13 protein-coding genes and 1 tRNA gene are annotated in these 13,896 nt (G+C 68.0%); 3 read left to right on the top strand and 11 right to left on the bottom strand.

From position 1 onward, the window contains the following. On the bottom strand, positions 1-149 hold a 149-nt coding region (locus VFE83_RS19570; protein ID WP_414674792.1), incomplete at its 3' end, for a DUF2218 domain-containing protein. A 108-nt stretch (positions 150-257) separates the two neighbouring features. Here VFE83_RS19570 and ispG point away from each other — a divergent pair. Genes ispG through VFE83_RS19415 form a run of 3 tightly spaced genes read left to right on the top strand, consistent with a single transcriptional unit; the run spans position 258 to position 3,044 of the window. Continuing rightward, on the top strand, positions 258-1,535 hold the full coding sequence (gene ispG / locus VFE83_RS19425; RefSeq protein ID WP_324909242.1) for a flavodoxin-dependent (E)-4-hydroxy-3-methylbut-2-enyl-diphosphate synthase: 1,278 nt from the start codon (positions 258-260) through the stop codon (positions 1,533-1,535). Next, positions 1,528-2,241, top strand: a complete 714-nt coding sequence (locus tag VFE83_RS19420; RefSeq protein WP_324909240.1) for a phosphatase PAP2 family protein — start codon at positions 1,528-1,530, stop codon at positions 2,239-2,241. The genes ispG and VFE83_RS19420 overlap by 8 nt, the downstream gene beginning before the upstream one ends. Next, positions 2,139-3,044 (top strand): hypothetical protein, encoded by a 906-nt coding sequence (locus tag VFE83_RS19415; protein WP_324909238.1) that lies wholly within the window; start codon positions 2,139-2,141, stop codon positions 3,042-3,044. The genes VFE83_RS19420 and VFE83_RS19415 overlap by 103 nt, the downstream gene beginning before the upstream one ends. Positions 3,045-3,133: 89 nt before the next feature. Here the strand turns inward: VFE83_RS19415 and VFE83_RS19410 are convergent, their stop codons facing one another. From VFE83_RS19410 to VFE83_RS19365, 10 genes are all read right to left on the bottom strand, one after another. After that, on the bottom strand, positions 3,134-4,039 hold the full coding sequence (locus VFE83_RS19410; protein ID WP_324909236.1) for a DMT family transporter: 906 nt from the start codon (positions 4,037-4,039) through the stop codon (positions 3,134-3,136). 76 nt (positions 4,040-4,115) lie between these two features. Then, positions 4,116-5,156 carry a UDP-N-acetylmuramate dehydrogenase gene (murB, locus tag VFE83_RS19405; RefSeq protein WP_324909234.1) on the bottom strand — a complete coding sequence of 347 codons (1,041 nt, stop codon included), beginning with the start codon at positions 5,154-5,156 and terminating at the stop codon, positions 4,116-4,118. Between the two features lie 45 nt (positions 5,157-5,201). Continuing rightward, positions 5,202-6,260, bottom strand: coding sequence for a quinone-dependent dihydroorotate dehydrogenase (locus VFE83_RS19400; RefSeq protein ID WP_324909232.1), 1,059 nt, complete (start codon positions 6,258-6,260; stop codon positions 5,202-5,204). A gap of 157 nt (positions 6,261-6,417) precedes the next feature. Beyond that, on the bottom strand, positions 6,418-7,950 hold the full coding sequence (locus VFE83_RS19395; protein WP_324909230.1) for an aldehyde dehydrogenase family protein: 1,533 nt from the start codon (positions 7,948-7,950) through the stop codon (positions 6,418-6,420). A 76-nt stretch (positions 7,951-8,026) separates the two neighbouring features. Next, a tRNA-Arg gene (locus VFE83_RS19390) sits at positions 8,027-8,103 on the bottom strand. A 55-nt stretch (positions 8,104-8,158) separates the two neighbouring features. Then, positions 8,159-9,424 (bottom strand): dicarboxylate/amino acid:cation symporter, encoded by a 1,266-nt coding sequence (locus VFE83_RS19385; protein WP_324909228.1) that lies wholly within the window; start codon positions 9,422-9,424, stop codon positions 8,159-8,161. A gap of 67 nt (positions 9,425-9,491) precedes the next feature. Next, positions 9,492-10,271: a hypothetical protein gene (locus tag VFE83_RS19380; RefSeq protein WP_324909226.1), complete on the bottom strand. Its 780-nt coding sequence runs from the start codon at positions 10,269-10,271 to the stop codon at positions 9,492-9,494. A gap of 11 nt (positions 10,272-10,282) precedes the next feature. Then, positions 10,283-11,131, bottom strand: a complete 849-nt coding sequence (locus VFE83_RS19375) for a MurR/RpiR family transcriptional regulator (protein ID WP_324909224.1) — start codon at positions 11,129-11,131, stop codon at positions 10,283-10,285. 109 nt (positions 11,132-11,240) lie between these two features. Continuing rightward, positions 11,241-12,338 (bottom strand): dipeptide epimerase, encoded by a 1,098-nt coding sequence (locus VFE83_RS19370; RefSeq protein WP_324909222.1) that lies wholly within the window; start codon positions 12,336-12,338, stop codon positions 11,241-11,243. Positions 12,339-12,432: 94 nt separating this feature from the next. Continuing rightward, positions 12,433-13,830 (bottom strand): SH3 domain-containing protein, encoded by a 1,398-nt coding sequence (locus VFE83_RS19365; RefSeq protein WP_324909220.1) that lies wholly within the window; start codon positions 13,828-13,830, stop codon positions 12,433-12,435. Positions 13,831-13,896 lie beyond the last annotated feature (66 nt).

The raw sequence follows: 13,896 nt of genomic DNA, 5'->3' as shown, positions 1-13,896 counted from the left end.
TGCAGCGTGGCCACGGTCGCGTCGTCGAACGGCACGCGGCCGCGCTCGGAATCGAATTCGACCGGGAACTTGTGGCGCCAGTGCGTGCACAGCCGCTTGATCAGGCGGCTGGCGTCGTCGGTGGCGATGCGGGCGTGGGCGACGGGCATGGGGCACCTCGGGGAACGGGCAAGCATAGGCCCGCCCGGCGTGAGGGCAAGGGATGCGGTGCAACGCACCGTTCAATCTCGGCGCGCCGGGCGCCTTACAATTCGGGCATGAAACCGCCTTCCATCCCGCACGACCCTTCCGCATTCGGCCCCTCGCCCCGTCGCACGACCCGGGCCGTCGATATCGGCGGCGTGCGGCTCGGGGGCGGTGCGCCCGTCGTCGTGCAGTCGATGACCAACACCGACACCGCCGACATCGTGGGCACCGCGAAGCAGGTGGCCGAGCTCTGGCGGGCCGGCTCGGAGCTCGTGCGCCTGACCGTCAACACGCCCGAGGCCGCGGCCGCGGTGCCGCGCATCCGCGACCGGCTCGCGATGATGAACGCGGCGGTGCCGCTGATCGGCGACTTCCACTACAACGGGCACCAGCTGCTCGCGAACGAGCCCGCATGCGCCGAGGCGCTCGCGAAGTACCGCATCAACCCGGGCAACGTCGGCTTCGGCAAGAAGAAGGACACGCAGTTCGCGCAGCTGATCGAGTTCGCGATCCGCTACGGCAAGCCGGTGCGCATCGGCGCCAACTGGGGCTCGCTGGACCAGTCGCTCGCCGCCACGCTGATGGACGAGAACGCGCAGCGCGCGACGCCGTGGGACGCCGGCCGCGTGCTGCGCGAGGCGCTGATCCGCAGCGCGCTCGACTCGGCCGCGCGCGCCGAGGAACTGGGCCTCGCGCGCGAGCGTATCGTGCTGAGCGCGAAGGTCAGCGGCGTGCAGGAACTCATCGCCGTGTACCGCGAGCTGGCCACGCGCGGCGACTATGCTTTGCACCTGGGCCTGACCGAAGCCGGCATCGGCAGCAAGGGCATCGTGGCGTCGAGCGCCGCGCTCGGCGTCCTGCTGCAGGAAGGCATCGGCGACACCATCCGCATCTCGCTCACGCCCGAACCCGGCCAGCCGCGCACCAATGAAGTGGTGGTGGCGCAGGAGCTGCTGCAGACCATGGGCCTGCGCGCGTTCACGCCGATGGTCACCGCGTGCCCGGGCTGCGGCCGCACCACCAGCACCTTCTTCCAGGAACTGGCCAAGCGCGTGCAGGAGCACGTGCGCGCGAAGATGCCGGAATGGAAGATCAGCCACCCGGGCGCGGAAAACCTGACGCTTGCGGTGATGGGCTGCGTGGTCAACGGCCCGGGCGAATCGCGCCACGCCAACATCGGCATCTCGCTGCCCGGCACGGGCGAGGCGCCCTCGGCGCCGGTGTTCGAGGACGGCGAGAAGACGGTGACGCTGCGCGGCGAGCACATCGCCGACGAATTCGTGTCGCTGATCGATCGTTACGTCGAGCGCAAGTTCGGCGCCGGGGTCGACGCTGCGCGTGGTGCCTGAGGACGACAGCCGCTTCGGCTTCGAATTCCGCTACCTCGCGGAGATCCTGCGCCGCCACGGTGGGCGCCTGGTTCTGGTGTTCGCCGGCCTGCTGTTGCCGTTGTGGCTGTTCGGCGAGCTGGCCGACGAGATCCACGAGCAGGAAGCCATCGCCTTCGACGAGCCGATCCTGCAGTTCGCGCACACGATGGCGCGCGAGGGCTTCGATCGTTTCTTCGTGCTGATATCACGGCTGGGCTACGCCTGGGGCGTGGTGCCGTTCGACATCGCGTTCGTGCTGCTGCTCACCGTGCTGCGGCGGTATCGCGAAGCGACGTTCGCTGCGATCGCGCTGGGCGGTTCCGCGCTGCTGAACATGGCCGCCAAGGCGATCTTCGCGCGCGAGCGGCCGTCGCTGTGGGACTCGATCGCCCCGGAGACCACCTACAGCTTTCCCAGCGGCCACGCGATGGGTTCGATGACATTGGCATGGGTGTTGGTCCTGCTGGCGTGGCGAACGCGCTGGCGCTGGCCCCTGATCGGCCTGATGGCGCCCTTCGTGGTGCTGGTGGGCCTGTCACGCGTCTACCTGGGCGTGCATTACCCCTCGGACATCCTCGCCGGATGGGCAGTGGCCAGCGCGTGGGTGGCGGGCGTCTATTTGCTGCTGTTCCGGCCCAGTCGTCGGCCGTGGCTAAGTCACGACCGCCGGTCGCCGCATCGTTGACGACGGCGACCCGCCTCTCCATTGTGCGGTGGGGACACGAAGGGGAAACGGCAATGGAATTGCGAAAAGCGGGTCTGATGTTCTTCTGCGCGGCGGGTCTGGCGATCTGCGCGATGCCAGGCGCGTCGCGCGCGCAGACACTTGGCAAGACGGTCGCCATCGACGCGCAGGACGAATACGCGCAGATAGAAGTCGAACCGTCGCGTTCGGCGATGGAGCGGCTGCGCTCGCCCGACGCTGCCGAACGCTCGCGCGTCATCGACGAAGTCCTCGCACAGCCGTCGCGTTACAACCCGGCCGTGTTGATGGCGATGTCCGCCGCGGTGTTCGAACAGGGCAAGCAGGAGCAGGGCACGTTCTGGTACATCCTCGGCAATACCCGGGCCGTCGCCGATGCTCAGATCCTCACCGATCGCACGGCCGTGCCTGGACTGATGACGTTGCGGGCTGTTTTTGGCCAGCCGCTCAAGGCCTACCTGATCGCGCATCCCGATGTGGAATGGGCGCAGACGCAGCGCGCGGTGGAATGGGACCGAGCGCATCCCGTCCAGTACGATCGCCGCTGGCTGTCCCTGCATGGGATGCGCGCCGTCCAGAGCGCGTTGTCGGCACAGGAAGGCCAGCCGGACGGCGTCGACGAGATCACCGTCCCGCAGGAGAAGTGGGCGGCCATGGACGAGGAGAACCGGCAGGCCATGCTCGACATCGCCCGGCGCCGGTTCGAAGCTTCGACGGGCGGACAAGGCGCGACCGCCAAGGCCTCGCCGGCATCCGCAGGTGCCGCGGATCAGCGCAAGCCGTAGGCGATTCGCTCGCGTTGCAGTTGCGGGCACAGGTATTCGTCGCGACTCAGTCCGCTGGGAGTGGCGGGCAGCGCGCCGGAACCTTCGCTTCACTCGCCCGGCTTGGCCGCCTCGACCGGCGCATTGGTGGCGTGGCGGCGCAGCAGGACCGCCTCGCGATGGGCGATGTAGGCGTTGGACGCGAGGATGATGCCGGCGCCGACCCAGGTCCACACGTCCACCGTTTCGTTGAACCAGACCCAGCCCACCAGCGCGACCAGCGGCAGCTGGATGAAGCTGATCGGCGTGAGCGCCGAGACTTCGCCCAGCTTCAGTGCATGCGTCCACAGCACCTGGCCGCCGGTGCCGAACAGGCCCGCGCCGATCACCCACAGCCACACGATGCCCTGCGGCCACTCCCACACGAACAGGGCGGGAACGAACGACATCGGCACCCAGAACAGGTACGTGTACAGCACGATGGTGTTGGCCGCGTCCGCGCGCGAGAGCTGCTTGATCTGGATCGCGACCACGCCGCTCAACACCGCCGCGGCCAGGGCCACCAGCGTTCCGGCCGAGAACTCCGTCGAGCCGGGCCGCACGATCACCAGCACGCCGACGAAACCCAGCGCCACCGCGCTCCAGCGTCGTGCGTGCACCTTCTCGTTGAGCATCAGCGCTGCGAGGATGGTGACGAACACCGGCGAGGAGTACGACAGCGAGATCGCCTGCGCCAGCGGTAGGTGGCCGATGGCCCAGAAGCCGGCCAGCATCGAGAAGATGCCGATCACGCAGCGGATGAAGTAGCGCGGCAACTGCTGCGTGCGTAGTGCGGCCGGATCGACGCGCAGCACCAGCGGCAACACCGCGAGCAGCCCGAACAGGTTGCGGAAGAACGCGATCTCCAGCGTGTTCAGCGTCTGCGAGGCCAGGCGGATCGCGATGGCCATGACGCCGAAGCACAGCGTGCTGGCCAGCATCAGGCCGGCGGCGCGCGCGTGCGGGTGCATGCTCATGCGCTGCGTTCCCCGCCTGCGGATGGCTTCTCGCGATGGGCGGAAGCGGACTCGGGTGTGGCGGGGAAGGGGACTGTCACCAATGCGCTCCGATGATGCGTGGCTCCGGTTCGATCGGTACACCAAAGCGTGTGTGCACGGAGTCTGCGATGCGGCGCGCGAGGTCGAGCAGCTGCGTGCCGCTCGCATTGGCATGGTTGACCAGCACCAGCGCGTGCGACGGCGCCACGCCGGCATCGCCGTCGCGATGCCCCTTCCAGCCGCAGGCGTCGATGAACCAGGCGGCCGACAGCTTGCGCGTGTCCGCATCGTTGCCGCGGAACACTGGCATGGTCGGGTGCTGAGCGTGCAGTGCCTCGGCCAGTGCGACGGGTACGATGGGATTCTTGAAGAAGCTGCCCGCGTTGCCGAGCACGGCCGGGTCCGGCAGCTTGCGGCGGCGGATGGCGATGACCGCCTGCGCCACGTCGAGCGGCGTGGGCGAGGCGATGCCCATCGCGGCGATCTCGTCGCCGATGCCGGCGTAGTCCAGCTTCAGCGACGGCGTGCGCGGCAGGGCGAACTCGACCGCGGTGACGATATAGCGATCGGGCTGGTGCTTGAACACGCTGTCGCGATAGGCGAACGCGCAGCTCGCGGCATCCAGCCGATGCGTGCGGCCGGTGGCGGGCTCGTAGGCTTCCACCGCATGGACGAACTCGCGGACCTCGACGCCGTACGCGCCGATATTCTGGATGGGCGCGGCGCCGACGGTGCCCGGGATCAGGGCGAGGTTCTCGAGCCCGGCCAGGCCCTGCCCGAGCATGTGCATCACGAAGCCGTGCCATTGCACGCCCGCGTCGGCGCGCACGATGGCCACGTCGCCTTCGTCGCGCACGATACGCACGTCCTGCCCGGTAAGCGCCACCAGCGGCATCTGTGGATCGGCCGCGAACAGCAGGTTGCTGCCGCCGCCCAGCACCAGCGGCGCCTGTCCTGCGAAACCGGGATGCGCGAGCAGGTCGGGCAATGCAGCCGCATCGCGCACTTCCGCCAGCAGCGGGGCAGTGGCGGCGACGCCGAAGGTGTTGCGTAACTGCAGTGGCGCGTCGCGCAGAACGCGGATCGCATCGCTCATGTCATTCACGCGTGTCGCGCTCGCAACGCATCCGGTGTGCTGGCCTCATACGACCGGCGGCATGTTGCCGCGGCTCGGGGCTTCCTTGCGTCGGCGCATGGCTTCGACGCATTCGTGTATCAGCGCCGGGCCGCGATAGACCAGTCCGGTGTAGGTCTGTACCAGCGTCGCGCCGGCGGCCATCTTTGCGGCCGCGTCGGCGCCCGAAAGGATGCCGCCGACGCCGATCATGGGGATGGCTTCCGGCAGACGCGTGCGCATCATGCGAAGCACCGCGGTGGCCTGGCCCAGCAGCGGCTTGCCCGACAGTCCACCGGCTTCCTGCGCGTGCGGGGAGTTCTCCACGCCGGTGCGCGAGATCGTGGTGTTGGTGGCGATGACGCCGTCCACCTGCAGGTCGCCGAGCACGCGCGCGGCGGCTTCGACGTCGTTGTCGCTGAGGTCCGGTGCGATCTTCACCAGCATCGGCACGCGCTTGCCGTGCAGCGCACCCAGGCGCTCCTGCGCTTCGCGCAGCGTTCCGACCAGCCGCCGCAGTGCCTGTTCTTCCTGCAGCTCGCGTAGGCCGGCGGTGTTGGGCGAGGAGATGTTGACCGTCACGTAGTCGGCCAGCGGGTACACGCGCTCCAGGCAGAGCAGGTAGTCGCTCTCGGCCGACTCGTTGGGGGTGTCCTTGTTCTTGCCGATGTTGATGCCCAGCAGGCCGTGGCGCCGGTGGGCGCGCTCCACGTTGCGCACCAGCGCATCGACGCCGCCGTTGTTGAAACCCAGGCGGTTGATGACCGCTTGGTGCTCCGGCAGGCGGAACATGCGCGGCTTCGGGTTGCCCGCCTGCGGTCGCGGCGTGACGGTCCCCACTTCGACGAAACCGAAGCCCAGCGCGAGCAGGGCATCGATGTGCGCGCCGTTCTTGTCCAGCCCGGCGGCCAGGCCGACCGGGTTGGGGAAGGTCAGTCCGAACGCGCGCGTCGGCAGCGGCGCCGGACGACGCGCGAGCAGCGCGCCGGCACCGGTGCGGTAAGCCACCTCAAGCGCGTTGAGCGTAGCGCCGTGCGCGGTTTCGGCGTCCAGTCCGAACAGGAACGGGCGGACGAGTCCGTACATTCAGTGCAGTCCCGGGCTTTGGACGCGGATCGACGCGGAGTACACGGACAAGGCGAAGCGCTGCGAATGGCGGCTGGCTGCGCGGCGCGACACCCCGTCATCCGTCCCGCATCCCGCCTTGTCTGTGTTCATCCGTGGCATGGGCGTCGGAACACTCTCAAAGATCGAACTTGATGCCCTGGGCCAGCGGCAATGCGTCGGAGTAGTTGATGGTGTTGGTCTGGCGGCGCATGTAGGCCTTCCACGCGTCCGAGCCGGACTCGCGGCCGCCGCCGGTTTCCTTCTCGCCGCCGAACGCCCCGCCGATCTCCGCACCCGAGGTGCCGATGTTGACGTTGGCGATGCCGCAGTCCGAACCGGCCGCCGACAGGAACGCCTCGGCCGCCTTGAGGTTCTGCGTGAAGATCGCCGAAGACAGGCCCTGCGGCACGTCGTTCTGCAGGTGGATGGCCTCGTCCAGGTCCTTGTACTTCATCACGTACAGGATCGGCGCGAAGGTTTCGGTCTGCACGACCTCCGCGTCGTTGGTCAGACCGGTGACGATGGTCGGCAGCACGAAGTTGCCGGCCCGGTCGATCGCGGCACCGCCGGTCTCGACCTTGCCGCCGCTGGCCTTGGCCTTCGTCACGGCGTCCAGGTAGGCCTGCACCGCGTCGCGGCTGTTGAGCGGGCCCATCAGGTTGGCCGGGTCGGTCGGGTCGCCGATCTTCTTCTCCACCTGCTTGTACGCAGTGACCAGCTTGGCCAGCACGTCGTCGTAGATGGACTCGTGCACGAACAGGCGGCGCGTGGTGGTGCAGCGCTGGCCGGCGGTACCGACTGCGCCGAACACGATCGCCGGAATCGCCAGCTTCAGGTCGGCCGAGGGGTCGACGATGATCGCGTTGTTGCCGCCCAGTTCCAGCAGGGAGCGGCCCATGCGGCGCGCGACGCGCTCGCCGACGATGCGGCCGACCCTGGTCGAACCGGTGAAGCTGATCAGCGGGATGCGCTTGTCGTCGACGAAGGTCGAGGCCAGCTCGGTGCCCGCGTCGTTGAACAGGAAGAAGATATCCGGGAAGCCGCCGGCCTTCAGCGCCTCGTTGCAGATCTTCATCGACGCGATGGCCGACAACGGCGTCTTGGGCGACGGCTTCCAGATGGTGATGTCGCCGCAGATGGCAGCGATGAAGCTGTTCCAGGCCCACACGGCGACCGGGAAGTTGAACGCCGAGATCACGCCGACCAGACCGATTGGATGCCACTGCTCGTACATGCGGTGGCCGGGACGCTCCGAGTGCATGGTCAGGCCGTACAACTGGCGCGACAGGCCGACGGCGAAATCGCCGATGTCGATCATTTCCTGCACTTCGCCGTCGCCTTCCGGCTTGGACTTGCCCATCTCCAGTGCGACCAGCGAGCCCAGCGCATCCTTGTGGGTGCGAAGTGCATCGGCGCACAGGCGGATGGCTTCGCCGCGGCGCGGGGCGGGCGTGGTACGCCACACCTTGTAGGCGGCCTGGGCGCGCTCGACGATGGTGTCGTAGTCGTCCTGCGACGATGCGTACACCTTGGCCAGCACCTCGCCGTTGGCCGGGTTGACCGGTTCCAGCACGCCCGCGTCGCGGGTGGAGGACCACTGTCCACTGCCCAGGTAGGTGCCGGATTCGCTGTCGGCCAGGCCGAGGGCAGAAAGGACGGGGTGGGTCATCGAGGGCTCCTTTGGTCTGCGCGGCGCACCGGCGTGAAGCGGGAGCTTCGACTGCCGCGGATGGCGCTTGCCGCAATGGCGGCCCCGACACGATTCGAACGTGCGACCTGTCCCTTAGGAGGGGACCGCTCTATCCAGCTGAGCTACGGGGCCATGAGCCCGGCATTTTCGCATGAACGCGCCGGAACGGGGCCTGCCGGAACGCGGTTCAGGTCTCGGGTTCGAGCGGTGAACCCGGATCGACGGGTTCGTGCTGGCCCTTGGCGACGACCGCGGTCGCGGTGAGATCACCGGTGACATTGCCGAGCGTGGCGAAAACGTCCGGGATGGTGTCCAGTGCCAGCAGCACGCCAAGGGGTTCCACCGGCAGCCCGAGGGCCTGGGTCACCGGCATGTTGGTCGCCATGAAGCTGACCTGGCCCGGCAGGCCCACCGATCCCATGCTGATGACCACCGCCAGCGCGGCGGCGGCGGCCCATTGCGCCACGCTCAGGTCCACGCCATAGGCCCACGCGATGAATGCCGCCACGCCGAGGTACTGGATCGGGCTGGTGATGCGGAACAGCGACACCGCCATCGGCAGCACCAGCGAGGTCACGCTGAGCGGATGGCCCAGGCGTTCGCGCGAGGATTCAATCATGGCCGGCAGCGAGGCCAGCGAGGACTGGGTGCTGGCGGCCACCACCTGGGCCGGCGCGATGGCTGTGGCGAAACGGTGCAGGCGCTCGCGCCCGGCAATCACCGCGATGGGGTACATCAGCGCGGTCGCGCACAGGTACATCGTGCACAGGATGGCGATGTACCAGCCGAACGCACCGATCATGCCGTGACCCACGCGGGCGCACACGGCGAGCACCAGTGCGAACACGCCGATCGGCGCGACCCACAGCACCCAGTGGACGATCACGATCATCACGTCCGCGATGCCCTGCACCAGTTCGAGCAGGCGCGCGCGGCGTCCGGCCTCGATACGCGTCAGCGCGAATCCGAAGAACAGTGCGAACACCACCAGCGGCAGCATCGCGCTGGCCGCGGCCGCGGCGAGTGCATTGGCCGGGATGATGCCGGCGAACCATTCGCCCAGCGAGCTGGGCAGCGACAACTGGGCAGCACCGGCGGTGGCGGCGCGCAGCGAATCGGCCAGGCCTTCCTGGCGCGGCACGAACGAGAACAGGATGGGCGCGAGCGTGGCGGCGAACGTCGCGCAGATGGACAGGATCACCACGAAGGTGACGATCGCCTTTCGCGCGGTGCGCCCCGAGGCCGCGGCATCGGTGGCGTTGTTCACGCCGATCACCACCAGCGCCGCCACCAGCGGCACCACGGTCATCTGCAAGGCGTTGAGCCACAACCGCCCGACCGGCTGCACCAGGTCTGCCACCTTCACCGCCAGCGCCGGATCGCCCCAAGCCAGCAACAGGCCGACGGTGGCACCGAGGAAGAGGGCGAGCAGTACGCGGGCGGTGTTCGACATCGGGTATCCGTTTCAGTGGGTGGATGCCGGTAGGCGTTGCGTTCGTGCAAGCATGGTCGCGGGATTGTCAGCGATGCGGCGAGGGACGTGGCAGGTCCCAGGCGCCCGTAAGGCGTTCCAGTTCGTCATGGGGCAATAACGCGAAGACGGGCTGGTCTTCCGGCTTCAGCCACGCGAGCAGTTCCTGCATGACCGGTTCGGCCATGGCGGTGCAGCCGGCCGTGGTTTCTCCGGGCGCCTTCCACAGGTGCGCGAAGATGCAGCTGCCGGCGCCGCTGCGGTTGACCGGGTTGTGCTCGATGACGAAACCGAGCTTGTAGCGTTGGTCGCCATTGGCGTGCAGGTCGCGGCGCATCGGCTCGGTCGATCCAGCCACCGCCGACTCGCCGACCTGCCGTGCATCGACGATGCGGTTGTAGAGCGGCGAGGCGTTGACGTCGATGCACCAGTCCGAGGCGCTCATTCCCTGGTACGGCCAGGACGTCGCGGCGCGGTCGGCGTAGCCGAATGCCGTGCCGATGCGGAAGACACCGGCCGGCGCACGGCCGTCGCCCTCCTGCTTGATCGGGCCGTTTGCTTGCGGTGCGTGCAGGCCGATGCCCCAGGCCGAACCGTTGCGGCCAACGGTGATCGGTGCTGGCTCGCCGACTTCACGCCACGCCGTGCCAAACCGCTCGAAGCGACGCAGCGTGCCGCTGGTGGCATTCCAGTCCGCCGTGGTGACCAGCACGAGTTGCCGGGCATCGCCCCACGCGGATGCCTTGTCGCCGTGCGTGCTCGCGCAGGCGGACAGCAGCACGATCGAAAGCAGGATCAGCAGGCGCGGCAACAGGGTGGTCTTCGGCATGGGTCGTGTCGTCAGCTGTCCAGCAGGTCCTGCATGCGCTCGAAATTGAAGTCCAGCTGCAGGCGACGGTCCTCGCTGGTATCGCACAGGAGGATGAAGATCAGGTCGAGCAGGTGCTGCAGCGCGGACTGGTAGAGCAGGGGCTCGATGTGGCGGCGCTCGTCGTGCGCCGAGACCAGCAGCGCGACGTCGGCATGCGCGCGCAGCGGGTTGGGCGTGTGCCGGGTGACGGATACCACCTTGCCGAAACGCTCGCGGAACACGTGGCTGATCTGGCACAGCGCAGGCTGGCGTCCATGCTCGGAAAACACCATCAGCACATCGCCGCGCGTGGCGGTGGATACACCCGCCTGCATCAGCATCGCGTCCACGTAATGCACGGTGAGGATGCCCAGCATCGACAGCCGCGTGGCGAACGCGCGCGCCGGGATGCCGTCCTCGCCCAGGCCGATGATGAACACCTTGCCGGCCTGCAGGATGTCGTGCGCGATCGCGTCGATGCGCTCGGGCGGATTGATCAGCCGCGTCTCGGCCTCGGCCTGCGCCTTCAGCTGCCACAGGTCCTGTGCCAGCGCCGCATGCGGGTCGTCCTCGCGCGGCTCGCCGTTGCCGTTCTCGTCATGCCCGTCGCCGCGCGCGACCGCCTGCCCGATGGAGTACTTGAGGTCCGGATAGCCCTTGTAGCCCAGCTTCTGGCTGAACTTGACCACGCTGGACTGGCTGATGCCCAGCGCGTTGGCGAGCTGCTGCGAGGAGTAGTCGCGCAACAGGTGCGCGTTTTCCAGCAGGAAGTCGGCGATGCGTCGCTCGATGGCCGACATCTGGTCGCGTTCGGCGCGAATTTTCAGCAATGGCGACAAGCGCAGGTCTCCCCGTGCTCCCCGGTGGCGGGAAGTTGGGTGAAGCGTAGCGTCCGATCGGTCGATTGGATCACGCGCGCCTCGCCGTCATGGGTCGCCGCTGCTCAGCTCAGGCCGCCAGCGACTCGTACCCGCGGATCTTGCTGATGCCCAGGCCCGGCGCGTCGGTCACCGTGATCTCGGACTCGTTGAAGATGACACCGCCGTCCACCGGATTGAAGGCGCACAGCGAGGGACCGTCCAGGTCGATCTTGGTGATCACGTTGGCCTTGGCAACTGCCACGTGCACCGCGGCCGCCACGCTGATGCTGGTTTCCAGCATGCAGCCGATCATGCACTCCACGCCGTACAGCGCGGCGATGTCGGCGATACGGATGGCGTTGGAGATGCCGCCGGTCTTCATCAGCTTGATGTTGATGATGTCGGCCGCGCGCATGCGGATCAGGTCGATCACCTCGGTAGGGCCGAACACGCTTTCGTCGGCCATGATCGGCGTGTGCACGCGCTCGGTGACGTACTTCATGCCGTCCAGGTCCTGCGCCTTGACCGGCTGCTCGACCAGTTCCAGGCGAACGCCGGCGTCCTCCAGCATGCGGATCGCGTACACCGCCTGCTTGGCCGTCCAGCCCTGGTTGGCGTCCAGGCGGAGCAGGGCGCGTCCCTCGACGGCGGCGTAGATCGCCTTCACGCGCTCGATGTCCACGCCCATGTCCTTGCCGACCTTGATCTTCAGCGATTCGAAGCCACGATCCACCGCGCTGATCGAGTCGGCGACCATCTTGTCGATGTAGTCGACGCTGATGGTGATGTCGGTGGTGATCACCGGATCGCCGCCGCCGAGCATCTTGTACAGCGGCGCACCGTAGAGCTGCCCGAACAGGTCGTACACCGCGATTTCCACCGCCGCCTTGGCGCTGGTGTTCTTCTCCAGCGCGGTCTGGATGAGGTGGGTGATGCGGTTGAGGTTGGCGATTTCCTGGCCGATCAGGCGCGGGGCGATGAAGCGCGAGATCGCCTCCAGGATCGAGCCGTGCGTGTCGCCGGTGATGACGGCCGTCGCCGGTGCCTCGCCATACCCGACGTGCCCGGTGTCAGTGTGCACGCAGACCACGATGTCCTCCACCGCCTCCACGGTGCGCAGCGCGGTCTTGAACGGCGTCTTCAACGGAACGCGCAGCATGCCGAAACGGATGTCGGTGATTTTCATTGGCTCTGGAGCGGGAAATGGAAGATGGGGAAAGGCTGGCGGCGCGTGGCCGGCACGTGAGCGGCGGAAGGGTTCCCGCGCTTCATCGCTCCGGTCACGGCCGGACCCGCTGGATGTTGGTGATGCGATCGACGAACGTGCGCCCTTCGCCGGCCAGCAGCGGCGTCAGCGGCGATACCGTCACGCCATTGGTCTTGGCCCGCACCACGCCGCCCTTGCCATCGGAGAACGTCAGGCCGGTGGTGTCGTGGATCACGTACGGCTCGCCATTGATCTGGCCGATGACCATCATCACGTGGCCGGGGATGTAGACCAGGTCGCCCACCTGCAGTTCGCGCACCGCCTGCATGCGCTTCTCGCGGCTGTCCTTCGGGTCGAAGGCGATGCGGTTGAGCGCCGGGCTCACCGCCTGGTCGCTGGTGTTGCGCGGCAGTTGCACGCCCATGCTGCGGTAGATCTCGGATACGAACCCGCTGCAGTCGCGTGCGTTGTAGCTGTGGCCCCAACCGTAGCGTTCGCCCAGGAACTTGAAGCCCTGCTCGATGAGGTGGCGTTTGGTCAGTGCCAGTGGCTCCGACGCGGTGGGCTCGCGGATCGGCAGCAGCGCGGGTGCGAAGCGCAGGCGGCCATCGGCATCCCGCACCGGCAGTTCGATCACGTGCGAGGTGTAGGCGTGCTGTCCGTTGACGGGCTTGTCCCGCGGCCAATCCGCGAGTACCGGCACGCGTACGCCCATGTCCAACTGCAGCTCGGAGACGCGCGGCTCCTCGGGCGTGAACACGGTCGTCGCACGCGCGCCGGTCACGATGCGGTACGGCGATCTGTGCAGGTAGCCGAGCACCTGTTCGGCCGTGCCTTCGGCCACGTGCCGCTTCTCGATCCACGCCGCATAGCGGGTATTGACCACGAACCACCACTCGCCGTCGCGGCTCTCGTGCACGATCGCCACGGGATCGCCCGGAAACAGGCCGCTTTCCTGGAAGCGGTCGATGTCGTGGTCGTCGTTCGAACTGAACACGCGTAGCCGCGTCGGGAACGTGCGCAGGTCCGCGCGCTTCACCACCAGTCCGAAGCGCGTGTCCTGGCGGACCGGCACTGCGTCGAGGTTGAGGTTGGCGACCACTGCATCCAGCGCATCCGACGCCACCGGCTGGCCGCGCTCGTCGAACAGCGGCTTGGTCGGGCGCCTCGAAAGACCCTGGATCCACCCGGCGACCTGTTCGCGCTGCAGCACGCGCGGCAGCTTTTCCAGGTCGTGCATGCTGCGGTCCAGCTCCATCAGGCGCCGGTTCTGCGCCTGGATGGCGGCGGTATCGAGGATGACGCGATCGGCCTCCGGCTGGCGCGCGACCCAGAACGCCGGATCGAGCTGCGCGCGCTCAACGCCGATGATGCCGGTGTCGGGAATGGTCCAGGCGCGTTCGAACGCCAGGCCCGGCAACGAAGCGAGGCAGAGCAGGGCAGCAGCGGCAAGCGAAGCGATCAGGCGCATTGGCAGGTCCGTCATCGGGCGCGCAGGGCTTGGCATGGCCCGGAGATCGCGCAGGTTGAAGTCGGG

This window comes from Lysobacter sp. (assembly GCF_035655815.1).
GTDB lineage: Bacteria > Pseudomonadota > Gammaproteobacteria > Xanthomonadales > Xanthomonadaceae > Lysobacter_J.
Note: the sequence above shows the minus strand (reverse complement) of the source record. Positions and strands in the feature narration are given on the sequence as shown.

Bases quoted from the DNA above. Each gene is read 5' to 3' on its own strand.
- ispG (WP_324909242.1), top strand. From the start codon at position 258: ATGAAACCGCCTTCCATCCCGCACGACCCTTCCGCATTCGGCCCCTCG.
- VFE83_RS19415 (WP_324909238.1), top strand. From the start codon at position 2,139: ATGGGCAGTGGCCAGCGCGTGGGTGGCGGGCGTCTATTTGCTGCTGTT.
- VFE83_RS19410 (WP_324909236.1), bottom strand. From the start codon at position 4,039: ATGAGCATGCACCCGCACGCGCGCGCCGCCGGCCTGATGCTGGCCAGC.
- murB (WP_324909234.1), bottom strand. From the start codon at position 5,156: ATGAGCGATGCGATCCGCGTTCTGCGCGACGCGCCACTGCAGTTACGC.
- VFE83_RS19400 (WP_324909232.1), bottom strand. From the start codon at position 6,260: ATGTACGGACTCGTCCGCCCGTTCCTGTTCGGACTGGACGCCGAAACC.
- VFE83_RS19395 (WP_324909230.1), bottom strand. From the start codon at position 7,950: ATGACCCACCCCGTCCTTTCTGCCCTCGGCCTGGCCGACAGCGAATCC.
- VFE83_RS19385 (WP_324909228.1), bottom strand. From the start codon at position 9,424: ATGTCGAACACCGCCCGCGTACTGCTCGCCCTCTTCCTCGGTGCCACC.
- VFE83_RS19380 (WP_324909226.1), bottom strand. From the start codon at position 10,271: ATGCCGAAGACCACCCTGTTGCCGCGCCTGCTGATCCTGCTTTCGATC.
- VFE83_RS19370 (WP_324909222.1), bottom strand. From the start codon at position 12,338: ATGAAAATCACCGACATCCGTTTCGGCATGCTGCGCGTTCCGTTGAAG.
- VFE83_RS19365 (WP_324909220.1), bottom strand. From the start codon at position 13,830: ATGCGCCTGATCGCTTCGCTTGCCGCTGCTGCCCTGCTCTGCCTCGCT.